Genomic DNA, 13,630 nt, shown 5'->3' on the forward strand with positions numbered 1-13,630 from the left:
GGATGTTCGCCATGATTCGTATGCCCCTGGCCACCGCCAGTCTGCTGGCCATTGCCATTTCTCTCGCCGGTTGCGGCGAAGGTAAAGACAAGGCCGCAGCGCCCCAGGCGCCGACCCCGGCTGCCAGCACTACCGCTCCAGCGGCTGCCACTCCTGCCGGCAAGGTCGACGAAGCGGCTGCCAAGGCCGTGGTCGCGCATTACGCCGACATGGTCTTCGCGGTGTACAGCGATTCCGAGTCCACGGCGAAAACCCTGCAGACCGCTATCGACGCGTTCCTCGCCAAGCCGAACGACGAAACCCTGAAAGCCGCCCGTGCCGCCTGGGTTGCCGCTCGCGTGCCTTACCTGCAGAGCGAAGTGTTCCGCTTCGGCAACACCATCATCGACGATTGGGAAGGTCAGGTTAACGCCTGGCCTCTGGACGAAGGCCTGATCGACTACGTAGACAAATCCTACGAGCACGCCCTGGGTAACCCAGGCGCCACAGCCAACATCATCGCCAACACCGAGATCCAGGTCGGCGAAGACAAGATCGACGTGAAGGACATCACTCCGGAAAAACTCGCCAGCCTCAATGAGCTGGGCGGTTCCGAAGCCAACGTCGCCACCGGCTACCACGCCATCGAATTCCTGCTCTGGGGCCAGGACCTGAACGGCACCGGCCCTGGCGCCGGCAACCGGCCTGCGTCGGACTACCTGACCGGTGATGGCGCCACGGGCGGCCACAACGAGCGCCGCCGTGCCTACCTGAGCGCCGTGACCCAACTGCTGGTCAGCGACCTGCAGGAAATGGTCGGCAACTGGAAACCCAACGTCGAAGACAACTACCGCGCCACCCTGGAGGCAGAACCTGCCACCGACGGCCTGCGCAAAATGCTGTTCGGCATGGGTAGCCTGTCCCTCGGCGAACTGGCCGGTGAACGCATGAAGGTTTCCCTGGAAGCCAACTCGCCGGAAGACGAACACGATTGCTTCAGCGATAACACCCACAACTCGCAGTTCTATGACGCCAAGGGCATCCGCAACGTCTACCTGGGCGAGTACACCCGCGTCGACGGCACCAAGATGACCGGCGCGAGCCTGGCATCCCTGGTGGCCAAGGCCGATCCGGCTGCCGACACCGCGCTGAAGGCAGACCTGGCTGCGACCGAAGCCAAGATGCAGGTCATCGTTGATCACGCCAACAAGGGTGAGCACTACGACCAGTTGATCGCGGCCGGCAATGACGCAGGCAACCAGATCGTGCGCGACGCGATCGCCTCGCTGGTCAAGCAGACCGGTTCGATCGAAGCCGCAGCGGGCAAGCTGGGCATCAGCGACCTCAATCCGGATAACGCTGATCACGAGTTCTGATCAAAGCAGCGCACCGCAAGCGCAATGCTTGCGGTGCCTGGTCACAAGTCTCCCGCCTTTGCGTCAGCCCCTGATGATGGAAGCAATAGCGCTGTTATAACGATTGATCAGCCCGCCCTGCAGCACTACAAACTTCCCGCTGTCCTGACTTTGCCTGATGAGCGTTTTGCTCACCTCATCCAGAACATTCAGGCTCAACTGCGATGGCGCACCTGGGACGAAGTGACGCGCCGAGGACACGCCGCCCCTCGGAATCATGCAGTACACCGTGTCACCTTGCGGCCATCGAAATAACAACTCCGGGCTCGGCCCTCCGTCGGCAATGAACTGGTAGCCCATCGCGCCCAAATGGCCCTTCAGCAATGCTTTGGCTTGGACTGCACCCCATGGGTCCAGCAGATTATTCCCGTACGTCTTGGGCAAGTTGAAATTCAGCGTTACAAACCCTGAAAGGGCTTGGTTGTCGATAATCGATAAAGGCTGAAGCAGCATCAATGGATCAAGCCCCAGCCCCATGCCTTTTGCACGCCATCTGTTCAACTGAGCCAGGAACGCCGTCAGCCCGCTTGAGCTGACAACGCCGCCAGGATTGCAGTAATCGGACAGCGCACCGACCAATTTTTTAGCGGCGCGTGTGGTCAAGACCGGAAAGGCCTCCATCGCATAGCCAGCTGGAGTTCGCTTAAAGTGCCGACTGCTATCGATCAGCCATTGATTGCTAGACACATCGAAACACGCCAAGCGAGGCTGTTGAAAGATGTTGCGGCTCACCATCACGTCAATGTCAGCGGTGACACTCGGCGGCAAGCGCGGATCATAGATATGAACCCAATTGTCGGGAAAACTGTCCCCCTTGGGCAGGATTGGATAGAACTGCTGCTCCACCTGGATGACATCTGCGGCTGCAACGCCTGACGCTTGAGGTACCTTGAACGTGTGAGGACGAGATGCATTGGGCGTCAACTGCGAAGCATCCAGCTCCAGCCTCCAGCCAGACCATACGTACTTGCCCGGCAACACACTTGGCACTATGGGGAAACCGGGGCCTGGCACCACGACGGCAGGTTCGCTGACCGTGACGGTCGACGCGCCAAGCGGTTGGTAGCCGTTCAACAAGTCCCACACATCATCCACGGGGCGGTTCAGGTAGGCCTGAAAACGGCTGGGGATCTCACGCCAGGTACTTATTTCCCTCGCAAACTCCAACTCCAGTTCCAGGACCCGCCCCTGAGGGAAGCTGAACGAATCGAGCACTTGCCGCGCACGGGTTCGAGACAAATAGGGAAAGGCATTCATCAAGGTCCGCTCAACGGGGAAACCACCTTTCAAGCCAATGGCCGGTGCAGCGATTTCCCAATGCCCCAAGGCATGTCGGCGGATCGGCGCATGATGAAAAGCGAACGGCGTGCGTGCATCGATTACGCGCCAGACGTGCACATCGGCGTCGTACTTGACGAGGTACCAATGCCCGGCGTCCTTCAGAAAGTGCCTCGCCAAACCACCGTTTACGGGCGCCTGGGTGAACACGTTCTGGCGCTCCCAGCCCTTCAATGGCGTTAACCGCGAAGGCACTGTGCGTTGCGCCATTTTGCTGTTCAACCCCCAGGGCTGGGAGGGTTTGCGGGACGGTGCATGGCCCATCCAGCCATCAAACACCGTGCCAACCAATTCGGCGAAAGCTCTGACAAAGCCATGGGCCGCCACCTCCCGGTCCCCCTGTTTCGCCGCTTCGATGGCCTTGACCAGTGAATACAGGCTCCTGGCCAAACCAATCACCATGGTCACCTTGATCGGCAGGATCGCCATGACCACATCCAGCGCCACTTCAGTCACACCAGACACCGTGTCGATATTGGTTTCCTGGGTCGTGGTCGATTGGGCGGCGGCTGAATTGATGGCCGCCGAGGCTTCGATCTCGTAAGCCTCCAGAAAAATGTTGTCCGCGATCCTGGCCAGATGCACCAGCGTGCCGGGCACCGGCGTCTTCAACAGGTTACGCACGCTCGACTGTTCATCTCGACTGACGCGACTCACCAGGTAGTCGTGCCAGGCGCTGTGATTGATCACCTCGCGATAAAAGGCAGCGCGATCGCTGAACTCGTAAAACACACGCCCCAAAGGCGCCTGGGGCATATACACCACCAGCGAACCGACAGACTCCGACGCTGTACTGAACACCCACACACCACGCACCCGGGCACCGCGCAGTTTGAGGCTGCGCACCAAAATGCGATGGCCCTCGACCAGGGCACGCTCACTGGTATCTTCAGGGTGGTCCAGAGCGCAATTGACCCAGTTGAATCCCCGGTCGTGTCGATTGGGCAGGAAATCCCCGGCGATCTTTGCCTCAACGGCATCCAGACGTACCTGGTATTGCATGAGCGTCGCGTAACTGTCTCGCTGGGCAAGGGCTGCGGGCGATGTCAGCAAGCGGTCCTTGAGAAAGGCATCATATTTTTCACCGATGTTCAGGCCTCGGACCAGGTCCTTGACCTGGGAAGCGCTCAGGCCCTCGTAGGGTTTGCCTTGGTTATCGGTGATCGTGGAGAAATTGACGAAGTTGAAATCCAACCCGCCGACGTTTTCCAGGGCCACGTGGGTCAAGCTGCGGGTGTGCGTGAGGTGGCGCGGTCCTTCATCCGGTATCACCGGCCTGGCGCCGGCGCCATACACCGCCGAAGGTAGGCGTGGCGTTCTGGTCTGGACCTTGATGTGATCGGGGTCCACCTCAAGCCCATGCTCGGCTTTCAAGGCGTTGCGCAGTTGCTCATTGGCGTAGGCCAGCAACGTCGCCTTGTCACCGAACTGCTGCAGGGAGGGCAAGCCGTCCCATTCAAGCACGCGCGCAAGCTCGTGTTGATACTGTGTGAAAGCGCTCGTCCATGCGGTTTGCTCGGCCGGTGATGCCGACTTCAGGAACGCCTTGAGTCGCCCGGCGATGCGCTTGGGCTCTCGGGCCAGCTCAATGGATTGCAGGCCGAAGGTATCGCCCAAATCAGTGACGCGGTTCAGGCTATCGGGCAGGTCACTGATCCCGTCAAACAACTCACGACCGCGAAAATGCTCGATCTGGGTGACGAAGTCCTCACGCAGTCGCTCACATTGCGCCTCAACGCTTGCCGCACAGGCCGAGTCGGTGATTTCCCGGTACAGCCACTGGTTCTGTGCGTTCGCCTGCTTGTGCGTGCCCATCCCACGGATGTGGTGCTTTTGGGCAATCATCATCAACAGCTCTTCGAAGGTCGTCTCGGCGCTCAATCGGCGATGCAGCTCCTGATCGAGCTGCGCCAGCGTTTCAAACCCTTCAAGCCCTCTTTCCGGGGTGAACAACACAACCGTGCCGACCGAAGCATCACTCGCCAACTCACGATCTGGTGCCGAGCTGGCGGATTGACCGCCGGGCGCCCTGGCAGTCAGCACCAACGCACCGTGCAGCAGCAAATTCGGCGCGGCGCCCTCACCCTTGAGCGCCACACTGAACACAGAGGGCCGGTAGCCCTTGAGGTGCTGCTGCCGGGACGCGTTATCGGGATAGCGCAGGATTTTAGTCAGCAGCACGTAGGCACCGTCGCTCAAGGTGCCATCGCTCTTGAGCAACTCGGCCTCAAGCCGCAGCTGCTCGGACCTCTGGGCGATCAGCCAGGCCTTGCGCGTTCGGGTGTCGGTCAGGCCAATCGGGCTCGACCAATAATGCTGCAGATAACGCTCATAACGCACCGGCAGCTCGCCCGCCAAGGCGTCCAGAAAACGATCGAAAGTGGCGGGGGTCAACTCGGTCACCGGCGTGGTGGCATCCCCCGTTCCGGTCCGGCGCTCAAAGACAGTCTTGCCTTTGGCATAGTCCGACGGCTGCTGATGGACAATTCGCCGGACCACGGCATCCAACACATGGGCAGGCAGGTTGTGGGTGTGGTCACGGTCGAACAACGGGTTGGTGTTGCCCTCGCGGATGAAGATCGCCTGAGGATCACTGTGGGAACCCAACGCAGGGAACGCCTGTTCCAGCGCGTCCTGGACAAATCCCTGGAACGTTGGCTGTTGCTGGAAAAAACGTCGGATCGTGACATTCAGCGCCACCAGGTCGTTCAGTTGGGAAACCTGGAGCGGCGTATCGATCGACGACAATCGCCGCCTGATCGAGGGATGCAGCGGCACGTGATTAGAGGACATGGGACCACCTTGGAGCCATTGACTGGGAAGCCTCCATGCTGCTTGGATCAAGGGCCGCGGATGAATTACATAGTTGTCTTGCGCAACCGGAACGATGAGACTCGCGGCGCACCGCCAGCCCCGGGTTTACATGCCCCGCACCCCAGGTAGAATGGCGCCTCTGCCCTATTTCGAGTTCACTTCATGGCGTTGCCGACCCTGCGCATCATCGGTTTCATCATCGGCATCTTCCTGATCACACTCGCGATCGCCATGGTTGTGCCCATGGCCACCCTGGTGATCTTCGAACGCACCAGCGACCTGCCCTCGTTCCTGTGGGCCAGCCTGATCACCTTTATCGCGGGGCTGGCGCTGGTTATCCCAGGCCGTCCCGAACATGTGCACCTGCGCCCACGCGACATGTACCTGCTCACGGTCACCAGTTGGGTGGTGGTGTGCGTGTTCGCTGCGCTGCCGTTTTTGCTGACTCAGCACATCAGTTACACCGATTCGTTTTTCGAAAGCATGTCCGGCATCACCGCCACCGGTTCCACGGTACTGAGCGGCCTGGACAGCATGTCGCCGGGCATCCTGATGTGGCGTTCACTGCTGCACTGGCTGGGCGGTATCGGCTTTATCGGCATGGCGGTGGCGATCCTGCCGCTGCTGCGCATTGGTGGGATGCGCCTGTTCCAGACCGAGTCCTCGGACCGCTCGGAAAAGGTCATGCCCCGCTCGCACATGGTGGCGCGGCTGATCGTGGCGGCGTATGTGGGCATCACCATTCTGGGCAGCCTGGCGTTCTGGTGGGCCGGCATGGGCCTGTTCGATGCGATCAACCACGCGATGTCGGCGATTTCCACCGGTGGTTTCTCCACCTCCGACGAATCCCTGGCGCACTGGAAACAACCGGCGGTGCACTGGGTGGCGGTGGTGGTGATGATCCTCGGCAGCCTGCCGTTTACCCTGTACGTGGCCACCTTGCGCGGTAATCGCAAGGCCTTGATCCGCGACCAACAGGTACAGGGTTTGCTCGGTTTGCTGGTGGTGACCTGGCTGGTGCTCGGCACTTGGTACTGGTGGACCACCAACTTGCATTGGCTGGATGCCTTGCGCCACGTGGCGCTGAACGTCACGTCAGTCGTGACCACCACGGGCTTTGCACTGGGGGACTACAGCCTCTGGGGCAACTTCTCACTGATGCTGTTCTTCTATCTGGGCTTTATCGGTGGTTGCTCGGGCTCCACCGCGGGCGGGATCAAGATTTTCCGCTTCCAGGTTGCCTACATCCTGCTCAAGGCCAACTTGAACCAGCTGATTCACCCGCGTGCCGTGATCAAGCAGAAGTACAACGGCCACCGTCTCGACGAAGAAATCGTACGGTCGATCCTGACCTTCTCGTTTTTCTTCGCCATCACCATCTGCGCGATCGCTTTGGCCCTGTCGCTGCTGGGCCTGGACTGGATGACCGCACTCACCGGCGCCGCCAGTACCGTCTCCGGCGTCGGCCCCGGCCTTGGCGAAACCATTGGCCCGGCGGGCAACTTCGCCAGCCTGCCGGATGCGGCCAAGTGGATCCTGTCCCTGGGCATGCTGCTGGGCCGTCTGGAAATCATCACAGTCTTTGTTCTGTGCATCCCGGCGTTCTGGCGTCACTGACGGGCGCCGTGTCTTGCAACCGCGCCCGGTATTCGCCGGGCGTGGCATCGAACCAGCGGCGGAACGCACGGAAGAAGTTGCTGGGATCGGCAAAGCCCAGCAGGTAGGCAATCTCCAGCAGCGTCATGCTTGGCAGCGCCAGGTATTGCTCGGCCAGTTCGCGGCGGGTGTCGTCGAGCAAGGTCTGGAAACTCGTGCCCTCCTCCTGCAAACGCCGCTGCAAGGTGCGTTGGGACAGGTGCAACGTCTGGGCCACCACTTCACGCTTGGGTTCGCCCTGGGGCAGCAGGCGACACAGCACCTGGCGCGCCTTGTGGGTCACGCGGCTCTCGGAAAAGCGCGCCAGGTATTCACCGGCAAACCGGTCGTGCAAAAGCGCCATGGCCTCGTTGGCCGTGGGCAGCGGCGCGTCCATGTCGGCGCGCTCGAAAATCAACGCGTCATAGGCCGCGTTGAACTCCAACGGGGCATGAAACGCTTGCTTATAGGGCCCCAGGTCAGCCGGCTGTTCACCTTGCAAAAGGACTTTGCGCGGTTGCAGGGTGCGCCCGGTCAGCCAGCCGCACAGCGCCAACGCACAGGCCAGGGAGGCTTCGGCGCTTTGCCTGGTGGGCGGCAGATGGTCGCCATGCACCGTCAGAATCAGCGCATAGCCTTCAGGTAAAAGTCGGAAACTCAAGTCGGCGCTTTCGGCGATGATCCGCTGGTAACGCACCAGCCGCATAAAACCTTCAGCCAGTGTGTTACTGGACATCAACGCATAACCGGTCACATGAAACGACGCCGGGCGCACCACCTTGCCCATGTTCAGGCCAATCGCCGGGTTGCCCGACAGCTCCACTGCGCGCTGCCACAGGCGGGTCATGGAATCCTGCGGGAACCGCGCGTCGGGGTCGTTGAGGGCGGCGTAGTCCAGGCCCAGCTGTTTGAACAGAGCGCGGCAATCCAGGCCATCCATTTCCAGTGCCTTGACTATCCCCATTGCCCAGCTTGCAGAAGTTGTTCGTTCGCTCATGGCGTCTTCTTAATAAAGCAGGCTCAAAACGGCAGCCAGGAAGCCAAGGATACTAAAGTGGCATCTAATGTCACTGGCTGTTACCACTGATCACTCTAGACTCAAATAAGCTCCCCGCCGAACACCTGTTGGGCGGCATAACAACCAAAGGGCCGATCACCGTGGAAAACGTCAAGCGATTCAACAGCTTCGCCGAGTTTTACCCTTATTACCTGGCCGAGCACGCCAACAGCACCTGCCGGCGCCTGCACTTTATCGGCACCACGCTGGTGATCGGGATCCTGGCGTATGCCATCGGCCGGGGCTCCTTGGGCCTGTTGATCGCCTTGCCTATCGCGGGCTACAGCTTTGCCTGGATTGGCCACTTCTTCTTCGAAAAGAACCGCCCGGCCACCTTTCAGCACCCGTTCTACAGCTTGATAGGGGATTTTGTGATGTACCGCGACATGATCCTGGGCAAAGTGCCGTTCTGAACGGTGTGACCTCTTGTCACTTGCGTAAAAACCATGAAGGTTCGTGCATCCGTCGATATAAAAGTCTTTTTGTCATTTACAGTGCTGTATCCTGCCAAGGCTTTTTGAGAGCGCGGAATCACCTGCGATTGAAAAAACAGACCTTGCGAGGAGCGACGACGATGCACGAGATACCTAATCTCCCCTTCCCAAGCCTGCACGAAACTGAGCAGCCAACACCGCAGCAGGCCAGCGCCAAGCAGCCTGAGGCCAAAGAAGCAAAACCAGTCGACAGCAAAAGCCAGGACTGACGCCGTACCAGACCGTGTGGAAAGCGCAGCTTTGAGCGCTTTCCACACTGCCTGAATCACCCGAGATTCCCCATCATGACCGACGCCCTCCCCGACACCGCCGTACTCGATGCTGCCTTGCAAATGGTCGACGTGTGGAACCGTCTCAGCGCGGACAAACAAGCCGTGCTGCTCAAGCGCTTCGGCACCCAGGAAAACGCCTTGGCGGCCCTGGTCACCACCCAATTACTGGCGCCTGCCAAAACCTGACGTCTTTTTGATCTGACGTTTTTGCGTTTTACCGCCCTGCGCACGCCAAAGCCCCGGTATCATTAGCAGCCTATCTTTACCTGCTGCGACAGTGGACCTCTCCCCATGCCAGATACCCAGCGCCCCATGGCGGTCACGCTGCAAGTTGTTTCCATCGTGTTGTTCACCTTTATCGGCTACCTGAATATTGGCATTCCCCTGGCCGTGTTGCCGGGCTATGTCCACAGTGAGCTGGGCTATGGCGCGGTGATCGCAGGGCTGGTGATCAGCGTGCAATACCTGGCCACCCTGCTGAGCCGTCCTTACGCCGGCAAAATCATCGATAACCTGGGCAGCAAGCGCGCCGTGCTGATCGGCCTGGCGGGCTGCGGCCTGAGTGGCGTGTTCATGCTGCTCGCAGCGTGGTTTTCAAACCTGCCGGCCGTCAGCCTGGGCAGCTTGCTTGTCGGTCGATTGGTACTGGGCAGCGCGGAAAGCCTGGTGGGCTCGGGCGCCATCGGCTGGGGCATCGGCCGGGTAGGCGCGGCGAATACGGCAAAGGTCATCTCCTGGAACGGCATTGCCAGCTATGGCGCGCTGGCCGTTGGCGCGCCGCTGGGCGTGGTCCTGGTGAAGAGTTTCGGCCTGTGGAGCATGGGCGTCAGCATTATCCTGCTGGCCATCGTCGGCCTGCTGCTGGCCTGGAACAAGGTCGCCGCGCCGATTGTGGCCGGCGTGCGCCTGCCGTTCATGAACGTGCTGGGCCGCGTACTGCCCCACGGCTGCGCGTTGGCCTTGGGTTCTATCGGCTTTGGCACCATCGCCACCTTTATCACGTTGTATTACACCACGCAGCACTGGGATAACGCGGTGTGGGCCCTGAGCCTGTTCGGCGCCAGCTTCATCGGTGCACGGTTGTTGTTCGGCAATTTGATCAACCGCATCGGCGGCTTTCGCGTGGCGATTGCCTGCCTGTCAGTAGAGATTCTCGGCTTGCTGTTGCTGTGGCTGGCGCCGGACGCCAACCTGGCCCTGGCTGGCGCCGCATTGAGCGGCTTTGGCTTTTCCCTGGTGTTCCCGGCGCTTGGCGTGGAGGCCGTCAACCTGGTGCCGGCCTCCAGCCGAGGCTCCGCCGTGGGGGCCTACTCGTTGTTTATTGACTTGTCGCTGGGCATCACCGGCCCATTGGCCGGGGCTGTGGCGGCTGGCTTCGGCTTTGCCTCGATCTTCCTGTTCGCCGCTCTCGCCGCCCTCGGCGGCTTGCTGCTGAGCGTGTACCTGTACCGACAGGCACCCAAGGCCCGCGAGGCACGTGGCGACTGACTAAAAGTCGACCTTGCCGCGCCCGGCCTTGATGCTGCCGCGCTTGGTCTTGGATTCGAGACGGCGTTTTTTCGAGCCCAGGGTCGGCTTGGTCGGACGGCGCTTCTTCTCCACCTTGGTGGCGCTGAGGATCAACTCCACCAGGCGCTCCAGCGCGTCGGCGCGGTTCTGTTCCTGGGTGCGGTATTGCTGGGCCTTGAGGATCAGCACCCCTTCGCTGGTGATGCGGCTGTCGCGCAGCGCCAGCAAGCGCTCCTTGTAGAAGTCCGGCAACGACGACGCCGGAATATCAAAACGCAGGTGCACCGCGCTCGACACCTTGTTGACGTTCTGCCCACCCGCCCCCTGGGCGCGAATGGCGGTCAACTCGATCTCGGCGTCGGGCAGGTGGACGTTATTGGAAATTACCAGCATCAATCAAAAACCTTAGGCAACGGACACGCCCAATTCGGACAACATCAACAAGGACGCATGAACATGAAAACACTACTGATCACTTTGCTCGGCACCTTATCACTCATTCAAACATCACTGTCCTTTGCAGATAATGCCAATGGCAAAAACCTCTATTCACAGCGATGCGCCATGTGCCACGGGCCAGACCTCAAGGCCACGGGGCCGTTGGCCAAGAAAAGCAACCCGCCTACACCCGACCTTACAACGCCCGCCTTCAAAAAACGGCTGGCGGCTTATCCGGGCGTTATTGTGTCTTCGGTCATACTTCGCCCGAATGGAGATTTGATCCCGAAAACGCTGCGCGAAAACGGTGTGCAGGTCGCGCCGCATGCCTGGACCGTCAAGGACTTTCGCGATTTGAATGAATACATGAGCGGCGTGATTTCAAAAAATTGACGACTTGAAAACTCAAAAACCCCGCGTCCTGAGTTCCCGAAAGAGGAATACAGGACGCGGGGTTTTCTGTGGACGTGCATCTGTTTACTTCAACGCAGCACTCACTGTGTTCAACGCGGCTTCAGCACTGCGCTTGTTCTTGAGCCAGTAACACACCGCCATAAACGCCACCCACACCGGGATCGCGTACACCGACACCTGGATCCCCGGAATCATCAGCATGATCACCAGGATAAACACCACAAACGCGAGGCAAACGAAGTTGCCGTACGGGTACCACAGCGCCTTGAACAGCGGCACCTGACCGGTGCGGTTCATGTGCTGGCGGAACTTGAAGTGGGAGAAGCTGATCATCGCCCAGTTGATCACCAGCGTGGCCACCACCAGGGACATCAGCAGTTCCAGCGCGTGTTGCGGGATGAAGTAGTTCATCAGCACCGCCACCAGTGTCACTGCCGCCGAGGCGAGGATGGAGCGCACCGGCACGCCGCGTTTATCAATCTTGGCCAGGGCCTTGGGCGCGTCGCCCTGCTCGGCCATGCCCAGCAGCATGCGGCTGTTGCAGTAGGTGCCGCTGTTGTAGACCGACAACGCTGCGGTCAGGACCACAAAGTTGAGGATGTGTGCAGCGGTGTTGCTGCCCAGCATCGAAAACACCTGCACGAACGGGCTGCCGCTATAGGCATCGCCGGACGCATTGAGGGTCGCCAGCAGGCTGTCCCACGGCGTCAGCGACAACAGCACCACCAGGGCGCCGATGTAGAAGATCAGGATGCGATAGATCACCTGGTTGATGGCCTTGGGGATCACGGTGCGTGGCTGGTCGGCTTCGGCGGCGGTGAAGCCGAGCATTTCCAGGCCACCGAAGGAAAACATGATGATCGCCATGGCCATCACCAAACCGCCCACGCCATGGGGGAAGAAGCCGCCGTGTTCCCACAGGTTACTCACCGAGGCCTGCGGGCCGCCGCTGCCGCTGACCAGCAGGTAGCTGCCCAGTGCGATCATGCCGACGATGGCCACGACCTTGATGATGGCGAACCAGAATTCAGCTTCACCGAAGACTTTGACGTTGGCCAGGTTGATCAGGTTGATCAATACGAAGAACGCCGCCGCCGAGACCCAGGTCGGGATCTCCGGCCACCAGTAGTGCACGTACTTGCCCACGGCGGTCAGCTCGGACATGCCCACCAGGATGTACAGAATCCAGCAGTTCCAACCCGACAGGAAGCCGGCGAAACCGCCCCAGTACTTGTGGGCAAAGTGGCTGAAGGAACCGGCGACCGGCTCTTCGACGATCATTTCGCCGAGCTGGCGCATGATCATGAAGGCGATGAAGCCGCAGATTGCATAACCCAGGATCATCGACGGCCCGGCGGACTTGAGCACCCCGGCCGAGCCGAGGAACAAGCCGGTGCCGATGGCGCCACCGAGGGCGATCAACTGGATATGCCGATTTTTCAGGCCGCGTTTCAGCTCGCCTGAAGGGGAATGGGGTCCACTCATGAAAAGGGTCTCACGCAAGGTTTGAGGATATTGAATGCAGGTTGCTGCCTGGAATCTCGACTCAAGCAGCGCCGCTCAAACCCCAGCGCAGGCACCAGGAGTACAGCGTCTTTCTAATGGTCATGCGTCACCTGTTTGTTTTTATCTGTGACGAAATCGAACCCGCCAGGCTCGTGGCCGGGCGGAGTGATCGGGGTCGGCAAACCCCAAGGTCTTGGCCTTTTGCGGGTTACGCAAAGGGGGTCACAGTAAAACGCGGCGCATTGTACACCGCTCGACAGCTTACGCCCGCCCCCGAACGGTGCATGCGACGATCTGTCAGGGATTCCTTACAGCTTCGAGTCGCCCAATAACGCCACCGTTTAGTCGTAAACTAATCGTTACATCGCGGAAAATCTGCGTTACAGCTGTCATCTTTGGGAAAATTGGCGATCAGAAGTTTCCGTCAACAAGAGGCTGCCAGCTCACTGTTTTTCCTCAGAAAAAATGCGTGCTAAAAAAACAGAAGAAAAAATCCAAATGAAACCGTGTCAATAAATATTTTGCATTAAGTAACAGCCTCTCCTAGGTTCATTCCACTTGCCAGCGAAGCCCGTTGGCAGGCCGTACTCAAACACCGTCCTCTAGGAGATACACCATGCAAGTACTGGAAAACGACCTGGAAACCGAACTGCAACTCGACGACTGGTTTGAAGCACCGACCCACGAGGCCGCCGTTGAAATGATGCAAGCCGATGCCGTGGTGCCGTTCGGCACCGCGATGTGGCCGTTCTAACCGGC

At 59.9% G+C, this 13,630-nt stretch carries 11 protein-coding genes; 7 read left to right on the top strand and 4 right to left on the bottom strand.

All coding sequences use genetic code 11. The features are described 5' to 3' along the window. Positions 1-11 precede the first annotated feature (11 nt). Positions 12-1,355, top strand: a complete 1,344-nt coding sequence (locus tag NDJ82_RS22990; protein ID WP_099585454.1) for an imelysin family protein — start codon at positions 12-14, stop codon at positions 1,353-1,355. A 63-nt stretch (positions 1,356-1,418) separates the two neighbouring features. Here NDJ82_RS22990 and NDJ82_RS22995 read toward each other — a convergent pair whose 3' ends face one another. Next, the gene (locus tag NDJ82_RS22995; RefSeq protein ID WP_250926361.1) at positions 1,419-5,525 is read right to left on the bottom strand and encodes a dermonecrotic toxin domain-containing protein; all 4,107 of its coding nucleotides are present in this window, start codon (positions 5,523-5,525) and stop codon (positions 1,419-1,421) included. A gap of 183 nt (positions 5,526-5,708) precedes the next feature. On the opposite strand from NDJ82_RS22995, the gene NDJ82_RS23000 reads away from it, so the two are divergent. Further along, complete coding sequence (locus NDJ82_RS23000; RefSeq protein WP_099585456.1) at positions 5,709-7,163, top strand: TrkH family potassium uptake protein; 1,455 nt, start codon at positions 5,709-5,711, stop codon at positions 7,161-7,163. Here the strand turns inward: NDJ82_RS23000 and NDJ82_RS23005 are convergent. Further along, the gene (locus NDJ82_RS23005) at positions 7,120-8,178 is read right to left on the bottom strand and encodes an AraC family transcriptional regulator (protein ID WP_250926362.1); all 1,059 of its coding nucleotides are present in this window, start codon (positions 8,176-8,178) and stop codon (positions 7,120-7,122) included. The genes NDJ82_RS23000 and NDJ82_RS23005 overlap by 44 nt on opposite strands. 161 nt (positions 8,179-8,339) lie before the next feature. Here NDJ82_RS23005 and NDJ82_RS23010 point away from each other — a divergent pair, with 161 nt between their 5' ends. The 3 genes from NDJ82_RS23010 (at position 8,340) to NDJ82_RS23020 (ending at position 10,492) form a co-directional block, all read left to right on the top strand. Then, entirely contained in the window at positions 8,340-8,651 is a 312-nt protein-coding gene (locus tag NDJ82_RS23010) for an Mpo1-like protein (protein WP_112196578.1), read from the top strand. A gap of 365 nt (positions 8,652-9,016) precedes the next feature. After that, on the top strand, positions 9,017-9,190 hold the full coding sequence (locus NDJ82_RS23015; RefSeq protein WP_250926363.1) for a hypothetical protein: 174 nt from the start codon (positions 9,017-9,019) through the stop codon (positions 9,188-9,190). A gap of 105 nt (positions 9,191-9,295) precedes the next feature. After that, complete coding sequence (locus NDJ82_RS23020; protein ID WP_099585458.1) at positions 9,296-10,492, top strand: MFS transporter; 1,197 nt, start codon at positions 9,296-9,298, stop codon at positions 10,490-10,492. Here NDJ82_RS23020 and arfB read toward each other — a convergent pair whose 3' ends face one another. Further along, complete coding sequence (gene arfB, locus NDJ82_RS23025) at positions 10,493-10,906, bottom strand: alternative ribosome rescue aminoacyl-tRNA hydrolase ArfB (RefSeq protein WP_088426440.1); 414 nt, start codon at positions 10,904-10,906, stop codon at positions 10,493-10,495. Positions 10,907-10,969: 63 nt separating this feature from the next. On the opposite strand from arfB, the gene NDJ82_RS23030 reads away from it, so the two are divergent. After that, the gene (locus tag NDJ82_RS23030) at positions 10,970-11,344 is read left to right on the top strand and encodes a c-type cytochrome (RefSeq protein ID WP_099585459.1); all 375 of its coding nucleotides are present in this window, start codon (positions 10,970-10,972) and stop codon (positions 11,342-11,344) included. A gap of 84 nt (positions 11,345-11,428) precedes the next feature. Here the strand turns inward: NDJ82_RS23030 and NDJ82_RS23035 are convergent, their stop codons facing one another. Next, positions 11,429-12,850 carry an amino acid permease gene (locus tag NDJ82_RS23035; RefSeq protein WP_250926364.1) on the bottom strand — a complete coding sequence of 474 codons (1,422 nt, stop codon included), beginning with the start codon at positions 12,848-12,850 and terminating at the stop codon, positions 11,429-11,431. A 637-nt stretch (positions 12,851-13,487) separates the two neighbouring features. Between NDJ82_RS23035 and NDJ82_RS23040 the strand changes: the two genes are divergently transcribed. Beyond that, positions 13,488-13,625 (top strand): hypothetical protein, encoded by a 138-nt coding sequence (locus NDJ82_RS23040; protein WP_034100099.1) that lies wholly within the window; start codon positions 13,488-13,490, stop codon positions 13,623-13,625. The last annotated feature ends 5 nt before the right edge of the window (positions 13,626-13,630 follow it).

It is taken from the genome of Pseudomonas sp. SR18 (genome assembly GCF_023701505.1).
In the GTDB taxonomy this organism is placed as follows: Bacteria; Pseudomonadota; Gammaproteobacteria; order Pseudomonadales; family Pseudomonadaceae; genus Aquipseudomonas; species Aquipseudomonas cyclaminis.

Coding starts and splice junctions, on each gene's coding strand:
- NDJ82_RS22990 (WP_099585454.1), top strand. CDS start 12: ATGATTCGTATGCCCCTGGCCACCGCCAGTCTGCTGGCCATTGCCATT.
- NDJ82_RS22995 (WP_250926361.1), bottom strand. CDS start 5,525: ATGTCCTCTAATCACGTGCCGCTGCATCCCTCGATCAGGCGGCGATTG.
- NDJ82_RS23000 (WP_099585456.1), top strand. CDS start 5,709: ATGGCGTTGCCGACCCTGCGCATCATCGGTTTCATCATCGGCATCTTC.
- NDJ82_RS23005 (WP_250926362.1), bottom strand. CDS start 8,178: ATGAGCGAACGAACAACTTCTGCAAGCTGGGCAATGGGGATAGTCAAG.
- NDJ82_RS23015 (WP_250926363.1), top strand. CDS start 9,017: ATGACCGACGCCCTCCCCGACACCGCCGTACTCGATGCTGCCTTGCAA.
- NDJ82_RS23020 (WP_099585458.1), top strand. CDS start 9,296: ATGCCAGATACCCAGCGCCCCATGGCGGTCACGCTGCAAGTTGTTTCC.
- arfB (WP_088426440.1), bottom strand. CDS start 10,906: ATGCTGGTAATTTCCAATAACGTCCACCTGCCCGACGCCGAGATCGAG.
- NDJ82_RS23030 (WP_099585459.1), top strand. CDS start 10,970: ATGAAAACACTACTGATCACTTTGCTCGGCACCTTATCACTCATTCAA.
- NDJ82_RS23035 (WP_250926364.1), bottom strand. CDS start 12,850: ATGAGTGGACCCCATTCCCCTTCAGGCGAGCTGAAACGCGGCCTGAAA.
- NDJ82_RS23040 (WP_034100099.1), top strand. CDS start 13,488: ATGCAAGTACTGGAAAACGACCTGGAAACCGAACTGCAACTCGACGAC.